This is a genomic window from uncultured Porphyromonas sp., from assembly GCF_905372525.1.
In the GTDB taxonomy this organism is placed as follows: Bacteria; Bacteroidota; Bacteroidia; order Bacteroidales; family Porphyromonadaceae; genus Porphyromonas.
Window position 1 is genome coordinate 1 of sequence record NZ_CAJPPN010000028.1, and the last position, 23,003, is coordinate 23,003.

Annotated in this window: 15 protein-coding genes; 3 read left to right on the plus strand and 12 right to left on the minus strand. The window is 57.2% G+C overall.

The features are described from left to right. Window positions 1-516: 516 nt before the first annotated feature. Window positions 517-870, plus strand: coding sequence for a hypothetical protein (locus QZ170_RS06245; RefSeq protein WP_297178736.1), 354 nt, complete (start codon window positions 517-519; stop codon window positions 868-870). 151 nt (window positions 871-1,021) lie between these two features. Here the strand turns inward: QZ170_RS06245 and QZ170_RS06250 are convergent, their stop codons facing one another. The 12 genes from QZ170_RS06250 to feoB all read right to left on the minus strand — a co-directional run bounded on the left by QZ170_RS06250 (window position 1,022) and on the right by feoB (window position 20,269). Continuing rightward, window positions 1,022-3,562, minus strand: a complete 2,541-nt coding sequence (locus tag QZ170_RS06250; protein ID WP_297178738.1) for a prolyl oligopeptidase family serine peptidase — start codon at window positions 3,560-3,562, stop codon at window positions 1,022-1,024. A gap of 222 nt (window positions 3,563-3,784) precedes the next feature. Then, window positions 3,785-4,852, minus strand: a complete 1,068-nt coding sequence (locus tag QZ170_RS06255; RefSeq protein WP_297178740.1) for a S41 family peptidase — start codon at window positions 4,850-4,852, stop codon at window positions 3,785-3,787. A 2-nt stretch (window positions 4,853-4,854) separates the two neighbouring features. Next, on the minus strand, window positions 4,855-5,832 hold the full coding sequence (locus QZ170_RS06260; RefSeq protein ID WP_297178743.1) for a hypothetical protein: 978 nt from the start codon (window positions 5,830-5,832) through the stop codon (window positions 4,855-4,857). Continuing rightward, window positions 5,829-8,531: a DNA gyrase/topoisomerase IV subunit A gene (locus QZ170_RS06265; protein WP_297178746.1), complete on the minus strand. Its 2,703-nt coding sequence runs from the start codon at window positions 8,529-8,531 to the stop codon at window positions 5,829-5,831. The genes QZ170_RS06260 and QZ170_RS06265 overlap by 4 nt, the downstream gene beginning before the upstream one ends. A 405-nt stretch (window positions 8,532-8,936) precedes the next feature. Then, window positions 8,937-9,194 carry a hypothetical protein gene (locus tag QZ170_RS06270; RefSeq protein WP_297178749.1) on the minus strand — a complete coding sequence of 86 codons (258 nt, stop codon included), beginning with the start codon at window positions 9,192-9,194 and terminating at the stop codon, window positions 8,937-8,939. Between the two features lie 942 nt (window positions 9,195-10,136). Beyond that, window positions 10,137-11,198, minus strand: a complete 1,062-nt coding sequence (msrB, locus tag QZ170_RS06275) for a peptide-methionine (R)-S-oxide reductase MsrB (RefSeq protein WP_297178754.1) — start codon at window positions 11,196-11,198, stop codon at window positions 10,137-10,139. A 238-nt stretch (window positions 11,199-11,436) separates the two neighbouring features. Continuing rightward, the gene (locus tag QZ170_RS06280) at window positions 11,437-12,306 is read right to left on the minus strand and encodes a GLPGLI family protein (RefSeq protein ID WP_297178757.1); all 870 of its coding nucleotides are present in this window, start codon (window positions 12,304-12,306) and stop codon (window positions 11,437-11,439) included. A 634-nt stretch (window positions 12,307-12,940) separates the two neighbouring features. After that, a complete protein-coding gene (locus QZ170_RS06285) occupies window positions 12,941-14,206 on the minus strand; it encodes an anaerobic sulfatase-maturation protein (RefSeq protein WP_297178760.1) in 1,266 nt (421 codons plus the stop codon). A 29-nt stretch (window positions 14,207-14,235) separates the two neighbouring features. Next, window positions 14,236-16,509 (minus strand): RelA/SpoT family protein, encoded by a 2,274-nt coding sequence (locus tag QZ170_RS06290; RefSeq protein WP_297178763.1) that lies wholly within the window; start codon window positions 16,507-16,509, stop codon window positions 14,236-14,238. Window positions 16,510-16,529: 20 nt separating this feature from the next. Next, window positions 16,530-17,504 (minus strand): calcium/sodium antiporter, encoded by a 975-nt coding sequence (locus QZ170_RS06295; RefSeq protein ID WP_297178767.1) that lies wholly within the window; start codon window positions 17,502-17,504, stop codon window positions 16,530-16,532. A gap of 77 nt (window positions 17,505-17,581) precedes the next feature. Beyond that, window positions 17,582-17,722 (minus strand): FeoB-associated Cys-rich membrane protein, encoded by a 141-nt coding sequence (locus QZ170_RS06300; protein ID WP_297178771.1) that lies wholly within the window; start codon window positions 17,720-17,722, stop codon window positions 17,582-17,584. A 15-nt stretch (window positions 17,723-17,737) separates the two neighbouring features. Further along, the gene (feoB, locus tag QZ170_RS06305) at window positions 17,738-20,269 is read right to left on the minus strand and encodes a ferrous iron transport protein B (protein WP_297178775.1); all 2,532 of its coding nucleotides are present in this window, start codon (window positions 20,267-20,269) and stop codon (window positions 17,738-17,740) included. A gap of 1,295 nt (window positions 20,270-21,564) precedes the next feature. On the opposite strand from feoB, the gene QZ170_RS06310 reads away from it, so the two are divergent. Further along, complete coding sequence (locus QZ170_RS06310) at window positions 21,565-22,230, plus strand: hypothetical protein (RefSeq protein ID WP_297178778.1); 666 nt, start codon at window positions 21,565-21,567, stop codon at window positions 22,228-22,230. A 36-nt stretch (window positions 22,231-22,266) separates the two neighbouring features. Continuing rightward, complete coding sequence (locus QZ170_RS06315; protein WP_297178781.1) at window positions 22,267-22,947, plus strand: hypothetical protein; 681 nt, start codon at window positions 22,267-22,269, stop codon at window positions 22,945-22,947. Window positions 22,948-23,003: the final 56 nt, after the last annotated feature.

Below are 23,003 nucleotides of genomic sequence, written 5' to 3' on the forward strand. Positions count from 1 at the left end.
CTTGGGGATAATGCCTAGGATCTTTAGTGATGGGCTAAGGCTCCCTGGGATATGAAATAATCCCCCCGAAGATCCAAAAGCAGGAGTGTACGAGCGAGATCATGCGTCGGCCCTGGAGCCTCCCTGGGGGACAAGCCCCTCCTCCTTGCTCTAGCTCCCCCCAATCCTTCCCGAGGTGAGTACGGGGGGTAGGCTCTATTCCAAGGGCTGGATATACCCTCCTCCAAGCGAAAGAGGATACAGCCCTCATATGTGAGCAAATGTGGGTACTCGATTGGGTACGTCTAACTACCTGTTTATCAGATGTTCTTAGAGGGGGTGGACGCTCTCGGTAAGAGCACCTTCGCACCCTCGGTAATAGCGCTTTCATGCTTTCGGTAAGATCGCATTCGCGCTCTCGGTAAGAGCGCTTTCACGCTCTCGGTAAGAGCGTATCATCGCCCTAGTGAGGGACGTAGTAGGGGAGGACGAAGTATCCGTATTGACGGTATTAGAGTCTGCTCTATCCTCCTGATAATGAGCCTTTCTGTATGGCTCGAAGATGCACAGACGAAGGAGCGGAGAGACCTATCGGACAAAGTGACGATCGAGTGCAAGACTGGGATGCAGACGTGGTTTACTGACCCCGAGCTAGCCGGGAAAGACCTTTCATATCCCCGGAATCCTTGGGGGCAGAAGCGGTTCACCTTATCCCAGCTATCAGGTGTGGATCTACGATGGGGATTTTGGTCCTCGGACTATCGGGCACTCAATACCCCCGATCGACTCTTCCTCAATAAGGCTGGGATAGACGTCACGAAGGGGAAGCTCCTCCTCATCCTCGAGCGCGAAGGTGATCAGCCCCTAGAGGTAGAGCTCCCACAGAAGTAGGAGCGGAGAGGGCGAGACGACCGAGCTCCTCCAGCTCCGCCCTTACCTCCACCCTTCCACCTCCCTCTGTCTCCCAGCAAAAAAAGATCACCGCCCCTAGGCTCCATGAGCCTAGGGGCGGTGACCCTTTTTCGCTGAGTCGAGGACTAGCTTACTGCTCGTAGACTGTCTTAGGATAGAGCTTGTCCCACCACTCGGGCTTGTCCTGGAGGTACTTGGCGAACCAAGCGAACATCGTACGCATCCAGATATCCTTGCGGTCAGGCTCTAGGATATGGTGATCTTCGCCCGTGAACTCTACCAGCTCTACCGTACGCCCGAGGATCTTGAGCGCATTGTAGAGCGCAGTGCTCTCACTCGGTGGGACGTTCACGTCCGACGTGCCGTGTAGTAGTAGGAGCGGAGTGTGGATCTTGTCTGCGTTGAAGAGCGGACTGTGCTTGGTGTAGAGGTCGGGGTTGTTCCAGGGATAGCTCTCCGTGGAGGCTACAGAGCTGTAGGTGATCCCCCAGTATCCGCCAGCCCAGTAGCTGGAGATCGAGCTGATCCCTGCGTGGCTGATGGCAGCAGCGAAGATGTCAGTCTTTGTCTGTAGGTACTGCGTCATGAAGCCACCGTAGCTGGCACCACAGCATCCTATCTTCTTCTCATTGACGAAGGAGTGCTCCTTGGTGAAGGCCTTGACAGCACCGATGATGTCATCTGCGGTCTTGGTACCCCAAGCGTTGAGGTGATCGGCGGCGAAGGCTTGCCCGTAGCCCGTACAGCCACGAGGGTTCAGCGAGAGAGCGATATAGCCCTGCGAGGCGAACATCGCTAGGTCGTAGGTCGTCTCTAGCTCACGGGTCAGAGGGATCGTACCACCATAGTAGTAGACGATCATTGGGTACTTCTTGGTTGGGTCAAAGTTGGGGGGGAGGTAGTACCAGCCGTCGATATTGACCCCATCGGGCGTGCGGTAGACGAAGTCTTTGGCAGGGGTGAAGCGCACGTCGCGGAGCTTCTCTGCAGATAGATCCCATACGAGTGTGCTCTTGCCGGGAGCCTTGAGCTGGTAGAGGCGGTCAGCATTGTTGAGGCTCTGCCCTAGGTACCAGAGCACATCGCCCGAGCGGGAGATGCTGAAGCTACGCACTACGTCCTCACTGGCGTTAAGCGGGGTGATCTTGTTGGTACGTACATCCAGACGGTAGAGGGACTTGCGGCTACCATTGTCGGCGGAGAAGAAGAACGCCTTCTGTGCCGAGCCATAGCCTACGACGTTGGCGATACTGGGATCGAAGTCCTTCGTCAGGGGAGTGATCTGTCGGGTGGAGATGTTGAAGCGGAAGAGCTCCCGCTCGTAGCCATTGCCCCACTTCTTAGCAGGGAGCGTACTGCCGAGGAAGTCAAAGCTATTGGGCGAAGCCGTCACGAGTAGGTCATTCGTCCCGGGAATGAAGGAGACATCGGCGAGCTCGATCTCATCTCGGATGAGGGTATCGACCTTGGCAGTGGCTGGAGTGTAGAGTAGGACCGTCGTACGGCCATAGGGCGTCTTGGTCCAGTCGGTGTGATGGACACCGAGGAGTAGGCGAGAGCCGTCCTCTGAGACATCGTAGATATTGTTGCTCCGTACACCATAGGTCAGAGGCTCATAGATACCGGAGGCAACATCATAGCGATAGATCTCGGTGCGGTCACGCCAGCCGGGCTGACGGTCATCGGGGGAGAGACGGCGGATAGCAAAGGGAGCCTTGGCTGGGCCCTTGGCCTGCTCATAGAAGTAGATTGTCCGCTCGTCAGGAGAGAGGAAGTAGCTAGAGCCCGGGAGGTTGTCCGCCCATACGCTCTGCTCGCCTGTCGTGGGGTGTATCTTCAGGAGCTGACGCTTATTGCCATTGCTGCGCTCTAGTAGGAGGTAGTCCTGCCGAGGCATCCAGCGAGCACCATAGAGGGCTTGGGTAGAGCGGACGACCTTGCCCGAGGCATCTCGTATCTCCTGATAGGTTGCCCCCTTCTTGGGGACACGATCAGCATAGACCACTAGAGCATACTTGCCCGAGGGCGAGACGGAGACGGAGTAGAGGCGCTTGCCGTGGGTGATGTACTTCCAGTCGATGAAGTGTGTGCCGTTAGCCGAGGCTACGGAGTCGAGTGGGGTGTACTTGTCATCAGGGACGAAGGAGAGCTTGAAGTCTGCCTGTGCACTGTCAGTCGGTAGGCTAAGCACCTTGACGAGGAGCTCTCGGTGGCTAGCCTCTAGCGAAAGGGAGGCCGAGAGGGCAGGTACGCTATCGCTCTGGGTGGGTGCCTTCTCATTCGATGCTAGTAGTACACCGTCCGCGTAGATGGCATAGCGCCCACGGCCGTAGAGGCGGAGGTTCCCCTTGGTGTAGGTAGGGGAGACGGCATCGAAGGTGAAGACAGAGAGGGAGGCAGGGGCAGAGGGTGTGCTACTCTTGGGTACAGCGACGAAGCCCTTGGCAGAGGCCGACACCGGGGTAGCCTTGCGTCCCTCGCTCTGGTAGGGGCGCTTGATGAGACTCGTCAGGTCAAAGGCGGTGTTACTCAGATTGACCGAGTCGATGAGGAGGGGGCGTGAGAGGGGATGTGTGCCAAGGCTCTTGCCTCGGGTGAGCACCTGTGCCTCAGAGCTGAGGGCGGGTAGTAGCAGGGTCGCTAGAGCAAGGCAGATACGGGTTCGTTTCATCCTAAATGTTATGTGTATATGTAACGTAATAGTCCCCTCCCCCATAGTGAAGCCCTAGTATAGGGAGGAGGCTTCCTAGCACAAAGATACAAACTACACTCGGGACGGGGATATACAGAGATAGGATAAGGAGAGTCCCAGCATGGAGCCTTTACCGAAGGCTCCATGCTGGGACTTATTCCCTCGTGCAGTCACTGACCGACGGGGTAGGGGCTCTTGGGGCTACTTCTCCCAGCGACGAGTACGCTTGAAGTGCTCGAACCGCTCCCTGAGATAGGTCACAGCCCCCTCGATCATCGTATCCCGACCTGCACTAGCCTGTGCAGGGTCGAAGGTAAGCTCGTAGTCGGGCTGTATCCCGAACTCTACGTCTGCCCCCGAGGCATCATACGTCCTACTGGAGGAGAAGCGTACCCCCCAGCCGTTGGGGAGCTCCGAGGACATCGGCAGGCCTGCCCCCCCGCCCGTCTGTGTCCCCATCACGGTGACGAAGCGTAGTCCCTTCATCCTTAGCGTGAAGTCATTGGCTGCGCTGTAGACCCCTCGGTCTACGAGTAGGACGACGGGACGCTGCCACTTGATCCCCCTAGAGAGAGGCTCTAGGTAGAGGGGCTGACGCTGGGAGAAGTCCCGGTGTCCAGGCCCCGTCTTGTGGGAGATGAAGCCGATGAGCTTGCGCTCGATGATGAAGTGACGGGCGAGCATATCGGAGTGGGTGACTTGGCCACCACCGTTATTCCTGATGTCGATGATGAGCGCCCGACACTTAACTAGACGAGAGAGGGCTGCATTGATATTGGCACTTGATAGTCCCGAGCTGAAGCTCGCTAAGCGGATATATCCGATGCTGTCTGGGGCATGCCCATTGTACAATAGGGTCGTGTACTGCAGGGCTCCTGCTATACGGTAGCTGTCGCCTAGGTAGTCCTCAGTGAGCTCCGTGTCGAAGGTCTTAGGGTAGTCAGTCTTCCACTTCCAGTAGCGGCCGTAGTCGAAGCTTGTGGAGAGATTGACGTGTCCGTCCCGCAGCTCTGAGAGGAGCTTGGTCATCACGAGGAAGAGGGAGTCAGTCGTCATCCCTGGGCGTAGCTCAGCAGCGTGCTTGTGGTAGAGGTCACGCCAGGAGACCCCTTGGGGGAGCTTGAGGTCGAAGTAGCAGTAGTTCCTATCTAGGATCTGCCAGAGCTGGTCATAGTTCTTGTAGGGGTCACTAGTGAACTCCTCCTTCGTTGAGCAAGCCGTGAGGCTCAGCCCCAGGAGGGCGAGGCTGTAGAGTATCTTGCGGAGCATACTTAGAGCGGGAGTGAGGGGTGAGTGGCCTTGGTGACACGTCGTCCACCTAGGGGAAGATGGGTGGTGGTGAAGCCTATGACGAGGCTCTGGGTGGTCTGGTAAGAGTGTAGGCGCCTTAGGTGTCTATTCTCTGCCCCGAGTCGGTAGCCTAGAGAGATGATGCCGTAGTCGAGGAGGGGCAGTTCGATGCTGGCATAGAGCTGCCCGGTGAGGTTGTTGAAGGGATGGACAAAGGTCAGCCTATTCTTCGGCTTCGTGTAGTAATAGAGCTCGTAGTAGCTCTCGCCGAACTCTTGGGCAAAGGCTCCACCAGCGAGCTGTAGCCCGGCGAATGCCTTGACGAGGACGGGGAAGCGTTCGCTCCCGAAGCGGTAGCTATAGAGGAGTGCTAGGTCGAGCCCTAGGGAGGTATGGACGGTACCGGGGTTGTTCCCATTGCGGTTGCTGTACAGCCCAGATACATATCCACCTATACCTCCCCCGAGGGCGAGGCTACCGACCCGGCCACTGCCTAGTCTGCGTAGTAGGCTACGGCTGTAGGTGAGATCCAGGCTGTAGATACTTGCGTTGCCAGCGGGATTGGTGCTATTCCCATAGCCTAGGGTGAAGAGGGTGTGGTGGAGCCAGTCGTGGTCGGCTGTCCGTGGACGGAGGGGGACAGATGCCCCTGGGGGGAGGAGCTCCTCCCCAGACTGCTTGTAGCCGAGATGGACGGACTGCGATACGAAGGAGAGGTATGTGCCCCCATAGTTGAGCGGAGATAGGTATTCCTCGCCTAGGAGTATCCCGCCGATACCGAGAGCACGGGTCCTCATCGTGACGTTGTAGTAGCGCTCGTGTGGGGGCGCTATGGTGAGCAGGGGTACCCTGCGTGCGGTACCACTAGACAGGCTATCGGAGCTGGGGGATGCCTCTACCGCCCACAGCCTGGCTGGGGCTAGGAAGAGGAGGACGAGTAGGGTGTAGAGTCTGCTCATTGTGGGGACGTGTCATCGGTGGTTGTCTCGAAGTCCGAGGCGGGGAAGAGACCCTCCTCCGCCTCCTGGGGCTGACCTTCGGGCTCTTCTTCCTCGAGGGTAGGGCCTTCCTTCAGTGGCGGAAGTTCTTCGATGAGGTCTAGGGGATACTTGGCGAGCTGATTGCCCTGGGCTCGGATGCTCTTGACCTGGATGAAGGTCTCTACATCGAGCTCTGTGAGCTGGAGCTCCCCGTTCTTGTCCTTGCGCCCTAGGCTGAGGCGAGGGTAATAGGTATCGGTCAGGATCAAGAGCTTATTGTCGGGGTTGTCCCCGAGGATCTGCTCCCGTCGCTGCTCTGCCTCGATCATGAAGCGCTTGATATACTCGCGCTGGCTCTTGGCATGGTAGTAGACGGCTGTCCACAGCTTCTGTGGCTGGTGCTTCTCGATCCGCAGGAGGTTCTCCTCGATGTGGATACTATCGCTGAAGTCCGTCGTGTAGCACTCGCCGCTGGTGAGGATAATCAGGACCCTATCCCGAGCGTGGAAGGAGCCGAGGTACGTACCCTGCCCGTTGTAGTTGAGGCGCATGACGTCACGGTCGAACCACACATCTCGCCCGCCTAGCGTAGAGAAGCCCTTGGAGAGGAGCGTGATGCTGTGTACCTCGGCCTTGGTCACCAGCAGGCCGACGCTACTACGTGTCTTGATTGGGAGGTCAGAGAAGTCTTTCTCGAACTGGAAGAGGCGCTGTCGGGCATTCCGTATCTTGAGTTTGATGGAGACCTTCTCAGCCTCGCCATTGGTGTTGGCAGAGAAGTAGAGGATACGTGAGCGGTCTTTGCCTCGGGTGAGGTCGTAGACACGATCACGGATGACAGAGAGGACATTGAAGCGCTTGGCATAGACAGCTCCCGCCTTGCCGTCTCGGTACATCACGTTGTAGATGGTACGCTCATCGCCCCTCTGGTAGCGAGCGATATGGATGACCTCCTCATGGCCGTAGAAGCGTTTGTCCTCGACCTTGCATACAAAGTACTTCCCCGAGCGGAGGAAGACGATGATCTCGTCGAGGGAGGAGCAGTTGCACACGAACTCGGCATCCTTGAGCCCGGTACCGATGAAGCCCTCCTCGCGGTTGATGTAGAGCTTCGTATCCAGCTCAGCTACCTTGGTGGCCTCGATGGTGCCGAAGCTGGTGATCTTGGTGCGCCGTGGGTAGGCCTTGCCGTAGCGGTCGATCAGGTGCTCGTACCAGCGTATCGTATACTCTACGATATGATCTAGGTCGTGGCGGAGTTGCTTGATCTCCTCCTCCAGCTGTAGGAGGTAGGCCTCGTGCTTGGGGAGGTTGAAGCGCAGGATACGAGCCATGCGGATCTCTAGGAGGCGCTTTAGGTCGTCCTCGGTCACGGCACGCAGTAGGCGGTCGTGGAAGGGGATGAGTCGCTCCGCTACATGGGCAAGTGCAGCTGCCTCGCTCTGAGCTTCTTCGAACTCCTTGTCCTTGTAGATGCGCTCCTCGATGAAGATACGCTCTAGGGAGGCTCCGAGGTAAGCCTCCTCCTTCTCCTGGAGCATGATCTTCAGCTCCTCTGTGAAGAGGTATTTCGTCCGCTCGACACTATAGCGAAGGAGCTCGCTTACGGAGGTAAAGAGGGGCTTCTCCTCGTAGATCACACAGCAGTTGGGGGAGATGCTGACCTCGCAGTCGGTGAAGGCATAGAGGGCATCTATGGCCTTGTCCGAGGAGACACCGGGGGCAAGGGTCAGACGGATGTCCGTCGTGGCAGCCGTCATATCATCGACACGTCGGATGCGGATCTTGCCCTTCTCCACGGCCTTGAGGATAGACTCGATGAGGGTGGTCGTGGTCTTCCCTGCAGGGAGCTCAGAGATACTGAGGGTCTTGGGGTCTAGCTTCTCGATACGGGCACGAGAGCGGAGGCTCCCCCCACGCTCCCCGTCATTGTAGCGGGAGACATCGATCATTCCCCCTGTGGGGAAGTCGGGGTAGAGGGTGAAGCTCTCGCCCCGAAGGTAGGCACAGGCCGCCTCGGCGAGCTCGACGAAGTTGTGCGAGAGGATCTTGGAGGAGAGCCCTACGGCGATCCCCTCAGCCCCCTGAGCTAGGAGGAGGGGAAACTTCACGGGGAGGGCTATGGGCTCATCTGTCGTCCCATCATAGGTCTTCTTCCATGGGGTCACTCGGTCACTGAAGACGGCCTCGAGGGCAAAGACAGAGAGCTTAGCCTCGATGTATCGGCCTGCCGCCGCTGCGTCTCCGGTGAGGATGTTCCCCCAGTTGCCCTGGGTATCGATGAGGTATCCCTTCTGTCCCAGCTGGACGAGGGCGTCGTTGATGGAGGCGTCCCCGTGGGGATGGTACTTCATGGTCTCCCCCACGATGTTGGCTACCTTGATGAGCTTGCCCGTATCGACCTTTTTCATATTGTAGAGGATACGTCGCTGTACGGGCTTCAGTCCATCATCTATATGGGGTACGGCACGCTCTAGGATGACGTAGGAGGCATAGTCTAGGAACCACGTACGGTACATACGTGATAGATTCCCCATCTCGGGGCGATAGGGGAGTCCCTCGGGGGGCTGGTAGGCGGGCTCCTGCTCCTCCTGCTCCTCCTCGGGCATGGAGTCGGGGGTCGTGAGGAGCTCCTCGGAGGGGGTCGTGGTGTCTAGTTCTTCGTCTTCTGCGAGCATGTTCCTTATCTCTATTATCGCTAGATACTTTAGCTACAAAGATAGGGATTTTTACTAGGAGCAGACGGCGCTGTCGCCTATTCCACCCGTAAGTGTAACGGTAGGGATAGAGAGAAAGCCAGCGCCTTTTTGGGTGCGCTGGCCAGATGATCCAAAGGTCGTAATTTAGAGATTGATGTGAGACAGCAAGCAGCGTAGTCGCTACAAGAGCCTCGAGGAGCATCCTGCTATCGTCACCGAGCAGGGGCGCATGGGGGACTTAGGGATGGACTTGATCCTCGCCTCTTATGGGGGCGAGGCAATTCTAACCACCACCAATAGCAAGACTGACCAGCCAAAAGATAAGTGGGGACACCTGCCTAATAGGTAGGCATCCCCGCTGTATCTAGTAACCGCCTAAGATTATTAGCCGAAGAACGACAGGTTTAGGGCCCCTGCCACCAGAGCTGAGGCTAGGGTGGCGACGAGGATGTGCCAGCTTTTCCACCCAGGACGTACCACAGTGAAGAGTACAGCTAGCCCGATGAGGAGGCTTGTCAGCTGTGTGGGGCGGCAATCCCTCTGGGAGCTAAATGGTGGGAGATAGGGAAAGAGATACACCACAATCCCTAGGGTAACGATGGCCAGAGGATAAAGCCAAGGAGAGTTAGTTAGTTTGTGCATAAGCCGGTGGTATTGTAGTCATGGAGGGAAGGAGACTTCCCTCTATCGTCGTTGAGTCTCGCTGGGCAAGAGGAGGAGTGCCTTCTTTTCCCCAGAAGTTGTACCTCCTGCAGCACCAGCCGTAATCTCAGTTGTAATTTCTGTTCGTTCATCTGGATAAGCTCTCTTATATAAAGCAGGATGGAGCCCCTAGTTAGATTGGGAGGCTTGTGTCCAGCCCCGTCTGCAAAGGTAGAGAAAATACCCTTCGATCAAGAGCAATGAGATGTAGGGGCAGGGCAACCGCGTCAAGATCAGAGGACTTTCTGCGAACCATCAGCCAGCACTGAGCACCTTCCTCGGTGAGATTACCCTCTGCGGAGGAGGACTGTGTCGCTTTCTTCTGTCCATGTGCCCATGACCTTTCTTCTCCTAGTCGGTGAAATAAAGATAGGGAGAAGAGGGGGAGCCGTCCCTCTCTCAGCCTAAGGCACGACGTACCCGAGAGCCCCAGCGGACGAGAGTCCCCTCACCGAGCGAACTGACATACGCTAGGTAGGGGTACCTTCATCACCTTACATAGGTGATGGAGACGATCCTTATAGGAGCGCAGTGACGCTCTCGGTAAGAGCGTTCTCGTCACCTTACATAGGTGATTACGGGGCTCCCAATAGAGGGGAGAGAGGGCTCTTGGCAGGATGGCTTTGGGGATACGAAGGATCCTCGATGGTGGAGGCTATTTGGATGCCTCGGCCCATCTGTATCCGCTGTGAGTGAGTAGGATAGGGGAGATAATTAAGCCCCATAGCTCCTACTTGGGCGGGAGGTATGGGGCTACTAGACCTGAGTACTCGGGGGGATCGCTATACGTATAAATGTATCTCGGGGTAGGTCATGCTGAGGCATGCTCCTACCCCGAGACGTGCTCCCTGAGGATGCTGGGTGATGATGAGAGGTGGGGGGCTACTTGCCCTTCCCCTCTAGTAGATGGAGGTACTTGCCGTAGCCGGCCTGCTTCATCTGCTCTTTGGGAATGAAGCGTAGGGCGGCGCTATTGATGCAGTAGCGTAGGCCACCGAGCTCTCTAGGGCCGTCGTCGAAGACGTGCCCGAGGTGGGCGTTCCCCGCCTTGCTCCTGACCTCGATGCGTCGCATACCGAGGGAGTGGTCGGCACGTTCGTCGATACGTGTAGTGTCGATAGGGCGGGAGAAGCTCGGCCACCCACAGCCCGAGTCAAACTTGTCTCGTGAGGTGAATAGGGGCTCGCCTGTGGTGATGTCCACATAGATCCCTTCGCGATGCTCGTCCCAGTAGTCGTTGTCGAAGGGATGCTCTGTCGCTGCCTGCTGGGTGACGGCATACTGGGTCGGGGTGAGTCGTCGCCTGAGCTCCTGGTCCGTGGGCTTGGTGTAGGGGTTGGCACGGCGCGCCTGCTCGAAGAGCTCGGGACGTATGTGACAGTAGCCCGAGGGGTTCTTGTCAAGGTAGTCTTGGTGGTACTCCTCGGCATTGTAGAAGTTCGTGAGGGGCTTCACCTCGATCTGGAGTGGAGCTGTATACTGGCTCTGTAGGTTGGCGAGGGCCGCTCGTATCGTATCTAGGTCGAGGCTATCGGTGTAGTAGATACCTGTGCGGTACTGATCCCCGATGTCACCTCCCTGGCGATTGAGCGTGGTGGGGTCGATGGTGAGGAAGTAGAGGTCGAGGAGCTGGCGGAGGCTAAGTTGCTCGGGTGCGTAGGTGACGCGCACCGTCTCGGCGAAGCCCGTATGGTGCTGACAGACCTCCTCGTAGGTAGGGCGCTCTGTGTGGCCATTAGCATAGCCTACCTCGGTGGCGACGACGCCACGTACTTGCTTGAGGAAGTGCTCTGTGCCCCAGAAGCATCCTCCTGCTAGATAGATTTCCTTTGTCTGAGTCATATCGTTAGTCTGCTGGGTCTCGTGGGTACGTGTCATGCAGGCGAAGCCCCCGAGGGCTACGGCGAAGCAGAGGACGAGGATGAGTGCTACTTGTCGTTTCATTGTCTGGTATAATTAGGATACTCCCTAGTGGGATCATCTGTTATGGGAGCGATGAGACCGAGCCCTAGGGTCGGTACACTGCTCCCCGTGATAACAACGGAGATCCCGGCTTTGTTGGTACTCCACCCTAGCTCTCCCCGTATCGTCCTCTCCCTTCACTCGGGGACGTGAGCGGGGATGAAAAAGTGAAGAGGCCTAGGCAGTGATGCCTAGGCCTCTCATCGGGGCGGGGTGCGGACTACATCGCCTCCTCTAGGGTGATGCGTCGTAGGGGGACGAAGGGGATCCGTCGGCGGTTCTTCTTTTTCTCCGAGAGGGCGAGCTCCTCGGGGGTGATCATCCCGGACTGGACGAGGCTCTCATCGAGGTCCTCGGCGTAGCGCATGTAGTCCTTGACGACTCGGTCACGTGGGAGCATGAAGTAGTTGCTGACGATATAGGGAATAGGAGTTCGGAGGGAGGCGATACTCTCTAGGGTGAAGCTGTGTATCTGCTCGCTGTCATGAGCCTCTAGGATCAGCCCGGGGAGTCCCCAGAGGATCCAGGGGCCGGCAGCACACTGGAGCTGTGGGGCATACCATACGACCCAGTGGCGACCATAGAGGTCGGTCTCAGCCTGGTAGCAGGTGTAGCCCATGATGGTCTTCGTGTAGCCCTTCTGTAGCTTCCACTCAGGAGCCTGTAGCTGCTCCTCGGAGAGGTAGCGTGTCGCTAGTACTCGGTCTGTGATGGAGACCATCCCGCTGGGGTAACCTGAGTAGACCTTCCACTCGGTGGTGGATCGCTTCGGTGGGCACTGGTTCATCTTGGCGGTGAGGTAGGGGGTGGGGTAGGCTTTCCCCTCTAGGCTGACCCCTAGGGAGTCTAGGTAGTAGTCCGCCTCGCCCTGGAAGGTCTGTACCTTGGGCCCCACGAGGAGTACCATCATATTGGTGTAGGTCTTGGCCGAGTCTACGAAGTCGTACCTATAGGTGGCCTTGAGCTGAGCTGTGTCTATGACCTCGAAGTTGATGAGCGGGACGAGCCGAGCTCCTCTCTTCTCCTGAGCACGTAGGGGCAGGGCTAGGAGCATCGAGGCGAGTAGCAGGTAAAAGGGAAACTGTTTCATTGCGATATGGTGTTTATTGCGAATTTACAAATAGGGGAGGGGAGTACGCGAGAGCACAGGGGGGAGTCTAGGGCATCAGAGGAGCCACTTGCCACCTCGTCCTCACCTCTACACTGCAGGAGCAGGGTAGGGGGACGAACTTGCCCAGTATGAGTAGGTTCAATGATGAGATGTGAGCCGTCTGTATCATTGCTTCTGGAGGAGTGTTGGGGGAGCGCGTGTGGGACGTTCCTCGGTGTCTTCTTCGTTACAAAGGTAATGAATGTTTGCGAATGTACCATTTTCTTACGAATAGGTCTCTTCGGTAAGCCAAGAGTAAACGCTTTGTGACCTTAGGGGAGTAATGCCCCTGTGTCCTATCGCTGTCCCTTGCCTTCCCCTCGCCCCAAGGTCAGCTCGGCTCCCACCCGATGACTCGTATCCGATGAGCGGGGAGGCTTCCCACAGCCCCTAGTGGCTACAGCCGTGATACCCAAGCGAAGCCACCCCATACTCCTAGGCGAAGTACTTAGCGTACCGAGCCCGGGTGTATGGGGTGACGGCTATCGTCCTAGCGACCCGAGATGAGTCGCTGGAAGCGAGGAGGTGATAGGGGGGAAGAGAAGGTGGTGAGGGGGAAGTGAGTGGGGGGAGATTAGTCCTGACTAGCGACCCAGTGCATGATCTGGGCTGGGGGGAGGCCCTGCATCAGGCAGGCCTTCATGTAGTCCATGTAGGGAGCGACGTGCGACCAGAATTGGTAGTAGCCTCGGCAGAGGTAGTTGTGTCCCGGCTCGCCCGTCGAGCTATAGGCAAAGCGGTTCTTGGGGCATTCGCCCCAGCAGGCAAAGAGAAATTCGCACTCCTTACACTGCTCGGTGAGCCCCAGCCTCTTTGCCTTCCCGAAGGTAATCTGCTCGGGGCGATCCATGAGCTCCCTCAGTGGGGTCTCGGCGACGTTGCCGAGACGATAGCGAGGGTAGACAAAGTGATCGCAGCTGTAGAGATCGCCGTTGTGCTCTAGGGCGGCAGCGTGTCCGCACTCGGGGAGGAAGAGGCAGACCCCCGGGGGGACACCCATCCAGGTGGCTAGGGTAGCATCGAAGAGCTGGATGAAGACCCGTCCCACATCTGTGCGCACCCATTCGTCGAAGATCGTCGTGGTGAAGTACCCCCACTGCTCGGGCAGGATACTATAGGGTGCCATCGAGACATCCGCACCATCGTGTAGGAGACGTCCCTCGGGACGCTCGGTGATGAAGGGTGCCTCGACAAAGGCGTGTCGCTCAGCTCCGGTGCGTAGACGCTCTACGATCGGGGCGAACTGGATGTAGGGATTGCCAATGCTCTTGAGGAAGTGGTAGAAGGCCAGGGGCTCCTCGGCGTTGTAGCGATTGACCGTAGCTAGGATGTTGAACTCTACGGCATGATCCTGTAGGAGCTTCACCCCACGCATCACTCGCTCGAAGGTAGGGAGCCCCGAGACGGTTCGCCGATAGAGGTCATGCATCTCCTTCGTCCCGTCCAGCGAGATCCCGATGAGCCACTCATGCTCCCGGAAGAAGCGACACCAGGCTGGGCTGAGTAGGAGGCCATTCGTCTGGAGTGTGTTCTCGATGAGTCGCCCCTGCCCATACTTTTCTTGGAGCTCTAGGGCTCGTTGGTAGAAGGATAGCGGGCGTAGGAGTGCCTCGCCCCCGTGCCAGGTGAAGGTCACCGGCACGCCCTCGGGCTGGGCCTGGATATACTGACGGATGTAGTGCTCGAGATACTCCTCGGGCATCATCGTCGTGGGTTGTGTGCGCTCGGCTCCTCGGTAGAGTCGCTCCTTGTCCAGATAGTAGCAGTAGTCACAGCGCATATTGCAGCTGGCACCAGCTGCCTTGGCCATGACGTGGATCGGTCTATGTGTGGTGTCCATTGAGGGGGTATACGGGGCGTATCAGAGTGCTACTCTTGATTGAGCTCCGAGAGACGGTAGGCCTCGTGGATGGCCTTGTTGCGTCGGAGGATATGGCAGATAGACTCTACCTGCTGTCCACTGAGTACCTGTATGGTGATGCGCCCCTCGAAGATCCCTTCGTGCGCCTGCATATGGATCTCGCTGATGCTTACCTTGAAGTCCTCCAGTAGCACCTGCGTGATCACGTTCAGTAGCCCACGGGAGTCGATCCCCCGTATCATTAGAGTCGTCTCGAAGCGGGGGGTGTAGTGATGTCCCCAGAGAGTAGAGATGAGTCGGTCTCCCTGTGCCGTCTTGTATCGGGTAGCCTCGGGGCAAGAGCGTCGGTGCACGACGACCTGTCCTTCGTCGGTGAGGATCCCTAGAGCATCATCCCCGGGGATCGGGTGACAGCAGGGGGCGATGATATAGTTGAGCCGACCGTCGTGCTCACTGAGTTCGTAGGGATGATCACGATCGATCGGGGTGGCGGCCACATCCTCAGCGTGCTCGTGACTCCCCCGCTCCTTGCCTCCGAAGAGGGAGGTGATCGTACGGGTGATCCTATTGGTACGGCTGGAGGGGCTTCCCTTACTCTTGAGGGTGCGCTCGAAGTCCTCGGGGAAGGTGAACATTCCCTCTCCGATGTAGCGCAGGAAGGTGTCGGGCTTGTCGAAGTGATAGAGGTAGGTCAGGCGATTGAGCAGGGAGGCGGAGAGCCGCTCTCCGTAGTGCTCGAGCTCCTTGGCTAGTCGCTCCTCGCCTCGGGCGATGGCTTCGCGCTGACGGCGCCGTAGGGCAGTCTCTATCTTGACCTTGGCGTAGGCGGTGCTGACGTAGTCCAGCCACTCGGGCTCGGGATGAGTCATCTTGCTCGTCAAGATCTCTACTTGGTCACCGTTGGAGAGGCGATGGGAGATGGGGAGCACTTTATGATTGACCTTTGCTCCGATGCACGTATCCCCCAGATCGGTGTGTACGGCATAGGCGAAGTCCAGGACACTCGCATTGATGGGGAGCGTGATCGGCCTCCCCTTGGGGGTGAAGGCGGTGATGTCGTGGGCATAGAGGCTGAGGTGGACGGTATTGAGGAACTCCATACCCTTGGAGTCGGGATGGTTCAGTACCTCACGGATCGTATCCAGCCAGACCTCGAGCTCGTGATCCTCCTCTACGTCACTATTCTTGTACCTCCAGTGTGCAGCTAGTCCTTTCTCTGCGATCTCGTCCATACGCCGGCTACGTACCTGCACCTCTATCCACTGAGCGTCGGGGCCTAGTACCGTGAGGTGTAGAGCCTGATAGCCGTTGCCCTTGGGGGTAGAGATCCAGTCTCGGAGGCGATCGGGTCGGTTGCGGTAGACCTCGGTAATCGCTGTGTAGATGTCCCAGCAGCGGTTCTTCTCGGGGTAACCATCCTGGTTGTCGAAGATGATACGCACGGCGAAGAGGTCATAGACTTCCTCGAAGGGGATGCCCTTGAGCTGCATCTTGCGCCAGATGGAGAAGCACCCCTTGACTCGGGTCTTCATCTCATAGCTCAGCCCCATACTGTCGAAGCGGAGCTTCAGTGGTGCAGCGAAGCGTTGGAAGAGGTCTTCACGCCCCGCCTCCGTCTCCTTGACTTTGCGGAGGACCTCCTCGTAGGCCTCGGGGTGCTCATAGCGGAAGCTTAGATCCTCCAGCTCCGTCTTGATGGAGAAGAGCCCGAGGCGATCGGCAAGAGGGGCATAGAAGAAGGAGGTCTCCCCCGCGATCTTCAGTTGCTTCTCGGGCTTCATGGAGGAGAGGGTACGCATGTTGTGCAGACGGTCAGCGATCTTGATCAGGATCACACGTGCATCATCCCCGATGGTCAGTAGAAGCTTGCGTATGTTCTGCGCCTGTAGGCTATCGATGTTCTGTGGTACCTGCTCTGTAGAGATCTTGGTGAGACCCTCTACGATCTGGGCGATCTTGTTGCCGAAGCCCCGACGGATATCCTCCACCGTGTACTCTGTATCCTCTACCACATCATGTAGTAGCGCCGAGCAGATGGAGGTAGAGCCTAGCCCGATCTCCTTGCACACGATGCGTGCTACAGCTATGGGGTGTAGGATATAGGGCTCGCCACTGCGTCGACGCACGAGGCCATGGGCATGGCACGCTAGACGGAAGGCCTGGTCGATGATCTCCGTCTTCTTGCGGTGTGGCGAGGCGATATAGTCCTGGAGCAGGGCTTGGTACTCCTGCTGGATGAGGGCTTCTTCCTCGGGCGTGAAGCTAAGACTAGGCTGTGACATAGCGAGGGACTGAGGGGAAATTAGAGCTGGGCGATGAGGTAGGCGGTGTAGAGGACGAAGCAGAGGACGAGCACAGCACCCTCTGCACGCTTGATCACCCGCTGACCGAAGAGGACGGCGAAGACATACAGTAGGATGGCCGAGAAGCTCATCACGAGGAAGTCTAGGGATGAGACCCCACCGATGCGGATCGGGGTGACGGTAGCTGTCGTACCGAGGATGAAGAAGATGTTGAAGATGTTTGACCCAACGATGTTGCCCACAGCGATCTCGGGCTCCTTCTTGAGGGCTGCAGCGACGGAGGTCGCTAGCTCTGGTAGTGATGTGCCTGCCGCTACGATGGTCAGTCCGATAAAGCCCTCGCTCATCCCTAGGGTACGAGCTATGCTGGAGGCTGAATTGACGAAGAAGTCTCCTCCCACAATAAGACCTGCTAGCCCGCCGATGATAAAGATGATGAGTAGCCACAGTGGGTAGCGTCTCTCTGTGTCGGGGGTAGCATGTGGGTCGTCGGGCTCACCCTTGGCAATGGCAAAGGTGTAGGTAAGGAAGATCAAGAAGAAGCCGAGTAGCACTATCCCCTCACTGCGGCTCAGTACGTTCTCTATCTCTCCTGTGCCTGCGAAGATCCGGTCAAGAGCCATTACCGAGAGCACAAGGCAGGCAAGGATCATCAGGGGAATCTCACGACGTATGGTGCTCCTGGTGATCGTGATCGGGGTGACGAGGGCGGTGATACCTCCGATGACGAGCACGTTGAAGATATTGCTCCCGACGACGTTTCCCATCGCTATGTCCGAATTACCCTTGAGGGCAGACATTAGGCTGACGATGAGCTCGGGGGAGGAGGTACCGAAGGCCACTATGGTGAGCCCCACGACGAGGGGAGACACTCCGAAGCGACGAGCTAGTACCGAAGCTCCCTCAGTCAGATAGTTGGCACCTACGATGATGAGGATAATACCTACAATGAACAGGAGGATATCTAGGATCATAAAGAATATGGATAGGACGAGATAATAGCTAGCAAAGGGGTGATCTAAAGCGAAGTGCTAGTACTAGGGATAGAGGGCTAGTGCCCGCAGCCTGAGCATCCCGAGCACCCACCACACCCCTTATCGCCCTTCTTAGGGCGGAGCATCCTCACCAGAGAGCGCCCGATGAAGAAGAGGACAATGCCAACGATCGCGAGGGCGATGATTTCCTGAAGCATATGAACTACTAAAGTTTACCCTAGCAGTAGGGAGATTTGATAGACGATGAAGCAGGCGACCCAAGCCAGCGTACACGAGTACACCGCTGCGAAGATCCCCCAGCGCCAGTGCCCAGCCTCCCGTCCGATCGCGATCAGTGTAGCGATACAGGGGAAGTAGAGGAGCACAAAGAGCATGAACGTATAGGCTATGATCGGCGTGAAGGCTGGAGACCCATCCGCTCGCCGCTCCGTGCGCATACGCTCCGAGAGCTGAGCTACCGCCTCCTCGCCATCATCCCCTGAGCCCGTGTAGATGACACCCATGGTGCTGACGACGACCTCCTTGGCCATCAGACCCGAGACGATACTTACCCCCATCTTCCAGTCGAAGCCGAGGGGACGAATGATGGGCTCACTGAGGTGTCCGATACGCCCGATGATCGACTGCTCCTGATGGTAGGTGGCGAAGGCCTGCTCTAGGGAGTCCACCTGTGCCTGCTTCTCTGCCTCGGGGAGTAGGGAGGCCTTGACCGCCTCCACTTGGTGATCCTTGACCGCGCGGGCTTCGTTCTGCCTGGGGTAGTAGCTCATAAACCAAACAAGGATAGAGGCCGCAAGGATCACGGTACCCATCTTCTGTAGGTACTGCTTGGCTCGGGTCCAAACATGGATGAGGATCGACCGAGGGGTCGGGGTACGATAGGGGGGGAGCTCCATGACGAAGGGGATATCCTCGCCCTTGAAGGCCGTGCTCTTCAGAAGCCGTGCCGAGCATACCGCCACGAGTACCCCGATGAGGTAGAGGGAGAAGAGGACGAGGGTGGCCTGCCAAGGGATGGGGAAGAATGCCCCCGCCAGCAGGATGTACACCGGTAGACGTGCCGAGCAGCTCATGAAGGGCAGGACAAGCATCGTCACCAGACGACTCTTGCGACTCTCGATCATACGGGTACTCATCACCGCAGGGACGTTGCAGCCGAAGCCCATGATGAGCGGGATGAAGGACTTGCCGTGCAGACCCATCTTGTGCATCAGCTTATCCATGATGAAGGCTGCCCGAGCCATATACCCACTATCCTCCATTAGGGAGATGAAGAGGTAGAGGATGACGATCTGCGGGAGGAAGACTGTGACGCCCCCGACCCCCGCGATGATCCCATCGACGAGGAGGTCTCTCAGGGGACCCTCCGGCATCACACCCCCGACCCATTCTCCGAGCTTCGCGACCCCGAGCTCGATGAGATCCATCGGATACTGACCGAGGGCAAAGGTGCAGAAGAACATGAGGATCATCAGTGTGAGGAAGATCGGGAAGCCCCACAGGCGGTGCGTCACGATATCATCAATGCGGTCGGTGAGGGTACGCTCCCCGCTGTGCTTGGGGTGATAGGTCTCCTTCAGCGCTCCCGAGATGAAGCCATAGCGAGCATCGGTGATCAGTGACTCGGCCTCCTCGCTCTGCTCCTCCTTCAGCCGGTGTAGGGCGAAGTCCCGGGCAGAGAGTAGATAGCCCCCACGGGGGTATCGGTGTAGGAGCTGGCTCTCGACGTCACTATCCCGCTCCAGGAGCTTGATCGCCGTGGAGCGCGCTACGATAGGGTCGTGTAGTGTGGTGTGCTCCTCGACCTTGGTCGTCAGCTCCTCGATCATCGGCTCGAGGGTAGGGCCGTAGGGGATGCGTATGGGGCGCAGACGTCCCCGCTCTGGATCGAAGAGCTCTGGGGCGTGAGTCTGGATACCAGGGGCTAGGGAGATGATCTCATCGAAGAGTGCCTCTAGTCCGAGCCCCGTACGGCATACGGTGGGGATCATAGGCACACCCAGTAGGCGAGAGAGGCGAGGGTAGTCAAAGTACTCCTTGCGTGCGATGAACTCGTCGAACATGTTGAGGGCGACGACGACGGGCAGGCCAAGCTCCTTGAGCTGGAGGGTGAGGTAGAGGTTGCGCTCTAGGTTGCACGTATCGATGACGTCTAGGATCAGATCGGGACGCTCATCACCCGTGATATAGTTGCGGATATAGAGCTCCTCGGGGCTGTAGGGAGAGAGGGAGTAGGAGCCTGGTAGGTCGATGATCTCGAGCCGATAGCCTCCGTAGTAGATATGTCCCGTCTTGGCCTCCACGGTGACGCCGCTGTAGTTGCCCACATGCTCGTGAGCTCCACTGGCTTGGTTGAAGAGGGAGGTCTTCCCGCAGTTGGGGTTACCTACTAGGGCGATGCGTAGGGTTGGGAGCTTGGTGCTCTGTCCACGTCCCTGCATACGATGTAGGCTATGGAGCTCAGGATCGGGGAGGAGGTCCGTGTCCCCCTCTTCCTCGGGATGAACCTCTGTGAGGGGCTCTAGGGGACGCACCTCGATGAGCTCGGCGTCCTTGCGACGGAGCGAGACGTTATAGTCAAGTATTTTGTAGTAGATAGGATCCTTGAGGGGGGCATTGTGTACGGACATGATCTCCTTACCCTGCACGAAGCCCATCTCTAGGATGCGCTTACGGAAGGCTCCCGAGCCTCCCACCCGCACGATGACCGCCTTATCTCCTGTCTGTAGTTGCGCTAAGTTCATACAAATACAAAGATACATATTTTCACCTACCAGCCCGAGTCCTCCTGTTCCGGAGCGAGTGCCCCAGTCTCATATCCTAGCTCTATAATAAGGTATCGCGCGCGAGGAGGTGGCCGGCGAAACGTCCCCGAGGGCTCCCGGGCGGGAGCTCTCGGGGACGGTGACGGTCTCCCCAGTGGTGGGGGAGGTGGCTCCACCAAGGGAGCTGATACCCTCCTCCACCTCTAGGGCTGTGGGTCGAGCCCGAAGAGCCTCCGGGCTCCCGCCTTTAGACTCCCTTTCTCTCTCTTAGGTTCATTCTCGGATGAGTGTGGTGCTCTTCCCGCAGAGGCTCGAGGGGGAGGGACGCTCGGAGGGAGCGCCCCGACCTCGAGGGGATGAGAGAGGTGTCGGCTCCCGAGGGGTCTCCCGTTACCTGGCGGTACCGGGGGGAGCCTCCACCTTCTCATGAGGCGACAGCCTTCGGACTACTGGGGGTGGTGCCTCTCTCGTGGGGGATCACCCACCCCAGCCCACAGAGTCTGTGGGGGTGTTCTTCTTGTATAGCGTACCAGGGCAATGGATGCCCACACGCTCGCAGAGTATCAGAGGATACTCTGGCGACCCTATACAGGAGTTACATAGAAGAATAAAATGGGGTATGTGCCTCGGGGAGGGGAGAATGTCCTCTCCCCTTCTTTAGGAGCAAAGTTAAGAAGTTTTTTCTAACTCTATCCTCGCATGGTGAATATGCCTTATTCGACTGGTTATTAGTTCGTTTTTCTGAGGTCGTGAGCTGTGTGCGTTTGGCTACATACCCTCCTCGTACCTCGTCTCGGCTGTCCTAGGATGGGGATGGATACGGGTCTGTGGAGCATACTCCGAGGGCTCGCTAGAGAAGATATAATGAAGGCTCAAGGGCTCTCGGTAAGAGCGTCTCCATCACCTTACATAGGTGACGAGTGCGCTCTTACCGAGAGCGCTGATGCGCTCTCGGTATGTTCGTTTTAGCCCTTTCGGAATGCTTGATAAAGAACTACTTATAGAAGCCCCTCGAAGTGCCCTTCGCCTCCCTCTCGGCCGTAGTCCCTAGGGAACTTACCTCGGAGTGGACTTGGATGGGGGGACTCAGAAGGGATGAGGTGTCAGGGAGGGGAGCTGTGGAGGTAGGGAGGGGAGGACTTTCCCCAATAGGGTATTTCTGTATCTTTGCCATAGCGGGTAGTTAGAGCTATCGATGTGTGCCCCTATCAATAGGGACGCCACACACGGGAAGGACTCCCCCTCTGAACAAACTTATATTCACCCCTAGCCTAATGAATCGCTACATCCTATCCCTTCTCCTCGTAGGGTTATCTACACTGACAGCTCTAGGTCAGAAGGTGATGCCCCTAGAGAATAACGATGGGAGTGTCCTACCAAAGGAGCTCCCACGTAAGGGCACCCTCTATCTCAAAGATACCCACCGCCTCCTACCTAAGTATGCAGGGAGCTGGGAGGGAGACTACAAGGGCTACAAACTCTACGTCCAAATAGAGTTCCTAGAGAGGGCTCCCTATGCCACCTATGCGGAGAACTGTAATCTCTTTGTGGATCAGCTGCATTTGGTGAGCAGGATCCTCGATGCCTCAGGGCGTGAGGTGATGAATGCCAAGACAAACCCCGATCGGATAGGGGTTGGAGGAGAGTTGTTTGTCAGGCGACCAACAAATGCATCCTCTGTAGAAAGGGAAGAAACCTATCAGTTTGTCTTTTTCTATAATGACCTATCTACGGGAGTCATCTGTGTGGCTCATATGAGTGGTGATATGAAGACCTTGACACTGGAGCTCAAGAGCGTAATTACCATGGAAGGCCCTATGATACATCCCGAGTATTTACCTCAGGAGGGGACACCTTGGGTACTGCATCGCACGAGCAAAGTGCCTCCAAGGTCGGCATTAGATCCCGACTTCCCAGCACTCATTCCCGCTACTAAGTAACACTGCCCCCAGTCGGTATAAGTAGCATAGGTCGGTATGAAACGCTACATCCTATCCCTTCTCCTCGCGGGCTTGTCTACACTGACAGCTCTAGGCCAGAAGGTGATGCCCCTAGAGAATAACTATGGGAGTGTCCTATCAAAGGAGCTCCCGCGTAAGGACATCCTCTATCTCAAAGATACCCATCGCCTCCTCCCTAAGTATGTAGGGAGCTGGGAAGGAGAATACAAGGGCTACAAACTCTACATCCAAATAGAGTTCCGAGAGAGGGCTCCCTATTCCCCCGATACGGAGGACTGCAAGCTCTTTGTGGATCAGCTATCTCTCGTGAGTAGGATCCTTGATGCCTCAGGGCGTGAGGTGGTGAATGCTAAGACGAACCCAGATCGTATAGGGGAAGGTACGAAGTTGAACGTCAAACGACCTACTGCAGATGCAACCTCAGGAGGGGGAGCTAAAAGGAGGGAAGAAGCCTATATGTTTTACTTTTCATATAATCATGACGCTACAGGAGTCTTCTGCTGGGCTCGTATGAGTGATGATATGAAGACCTTGACCCTGGAGCTCAAGAGCGTAATTACCATGGAAGGCCCTATGATACACCCAGAGTATTTGCCTCAAGACGATAGCCCTTGGGTACTGCGTCGCACGAGTAAAGTCCCCCCAAGGTCAGCATTAGATCCCGACTTCCCGGCACTCATTCCCTCAGGTAAGTAACACCGCCCCCAGCCCCTGTAGATATAGGGTGCTGGGGGTAGTCTTTTATGAGGGAT

Bases quoted from the DNA above. Each gene is read 5' to 3' on its own strand.
- msrB (WP_297178754.1), bottom strand. From the start codon at position 11,198: ATGAAACGACAAGTAGCACTCATCCTCGTCCTCTGCTTCGCCGTAGCC.
- QZ170_RS06270 (WP_297178749.1), bottom strand. From the start codon at position 9,194: ATGCACAAACTAACTAACTCTCCTTGGCTTTATCCTCTGGCCATCGTT.
- QZ170_RS06250 (WP_297178738.1), bottom strand. From the start codon at position 3,562: ATGAAACGAACCCGTATCTGCCTTGCTCTAGCGACCCTGCTACTACCC.
- QZ170_RS06285 (WP_297178760.1), bottom strand. From the start codon at position 14,206: ATGGACACCACACATAGACCGATCCACGTCATGGCCAAGGCAGCTGGT.
- QZ170_RS06300 (WP_297178771.1), bottom strand. From the start codon at position 17,722: ATGCTTCAGGAAATCATCGCCCTCGCGATCGTTGGCATTGTCCTCTTC.
- QZ170_RS06280 (WP_297178757.1), bottom strand. From the start codon at position 12,306: ATGAAACAGTTTCCCTTTTACCTGCTACTCGCCTCGATGCTCCTAGCC.
- QZ170_RS06310 (WP_297178778.1), top strand. From the start codon at position 21,565: ATGAATCGCTACATCCTATCCCTTCTCCTCGTAGGGTTATCTACACTG.
- feoB (WP_297178775.1), bottom strand. From the start codon at position 20,269: ATGAACTTAGCGCAACTACAGACAGGAGATAAGGCGGTCATCGTGCGG.
- QZ170_RS06245 (WP_297178736.1), top strand. From the start codon at position 517: ATGAGCCTTTCTGTATGGCTCGAAGATGCACAGACGAAGGAGCGGAGA.
- QZ170_RS06265 (WP_297178746.1), bottom strand. From the start codon at position 8,531: ATGCTCGCAGAAGACGAAGAACTAGACACCACGACCCCCTCCGAGGAG.
- QZ170_RS06295 (WP_297178767.1), bottom strand. From the start codon at position 17,504: ATGATCCTAGATATCCTCCTGTTCATTGTAGGTATTATCCTCATCATC.
- QZ170_RS06315 (WP_297178781.1), top strand. From the start codon at position 22,267: ATGAAACGCTACATCCTATCCCTTCTCCTCGCGGGCTTGTCTACACTG.
- QZ170_RS06290 (WP_297178763.1), bottom strand. From the start codon at position 16,509: ATGTCACAGCCTAGTCTTAGCTTCACGCCCGAGGAAGAAGCCCTCATC.
- QZ170_RS06255 (WP_297178740.1), bottom strand. From the start codon at position 4,852: ATGCTCCGCAAGATACTCTACAGCCTCGCCCTCCTGGGGCTGAGCCTC.
- QZ170_RS06260 (WP_297178743.1), bottom strand. From the start codon at position 5,832: ATGAGCAGACTCTACACCCTACTCGTCCTCCTCTTCCTAGCCCCAGCC.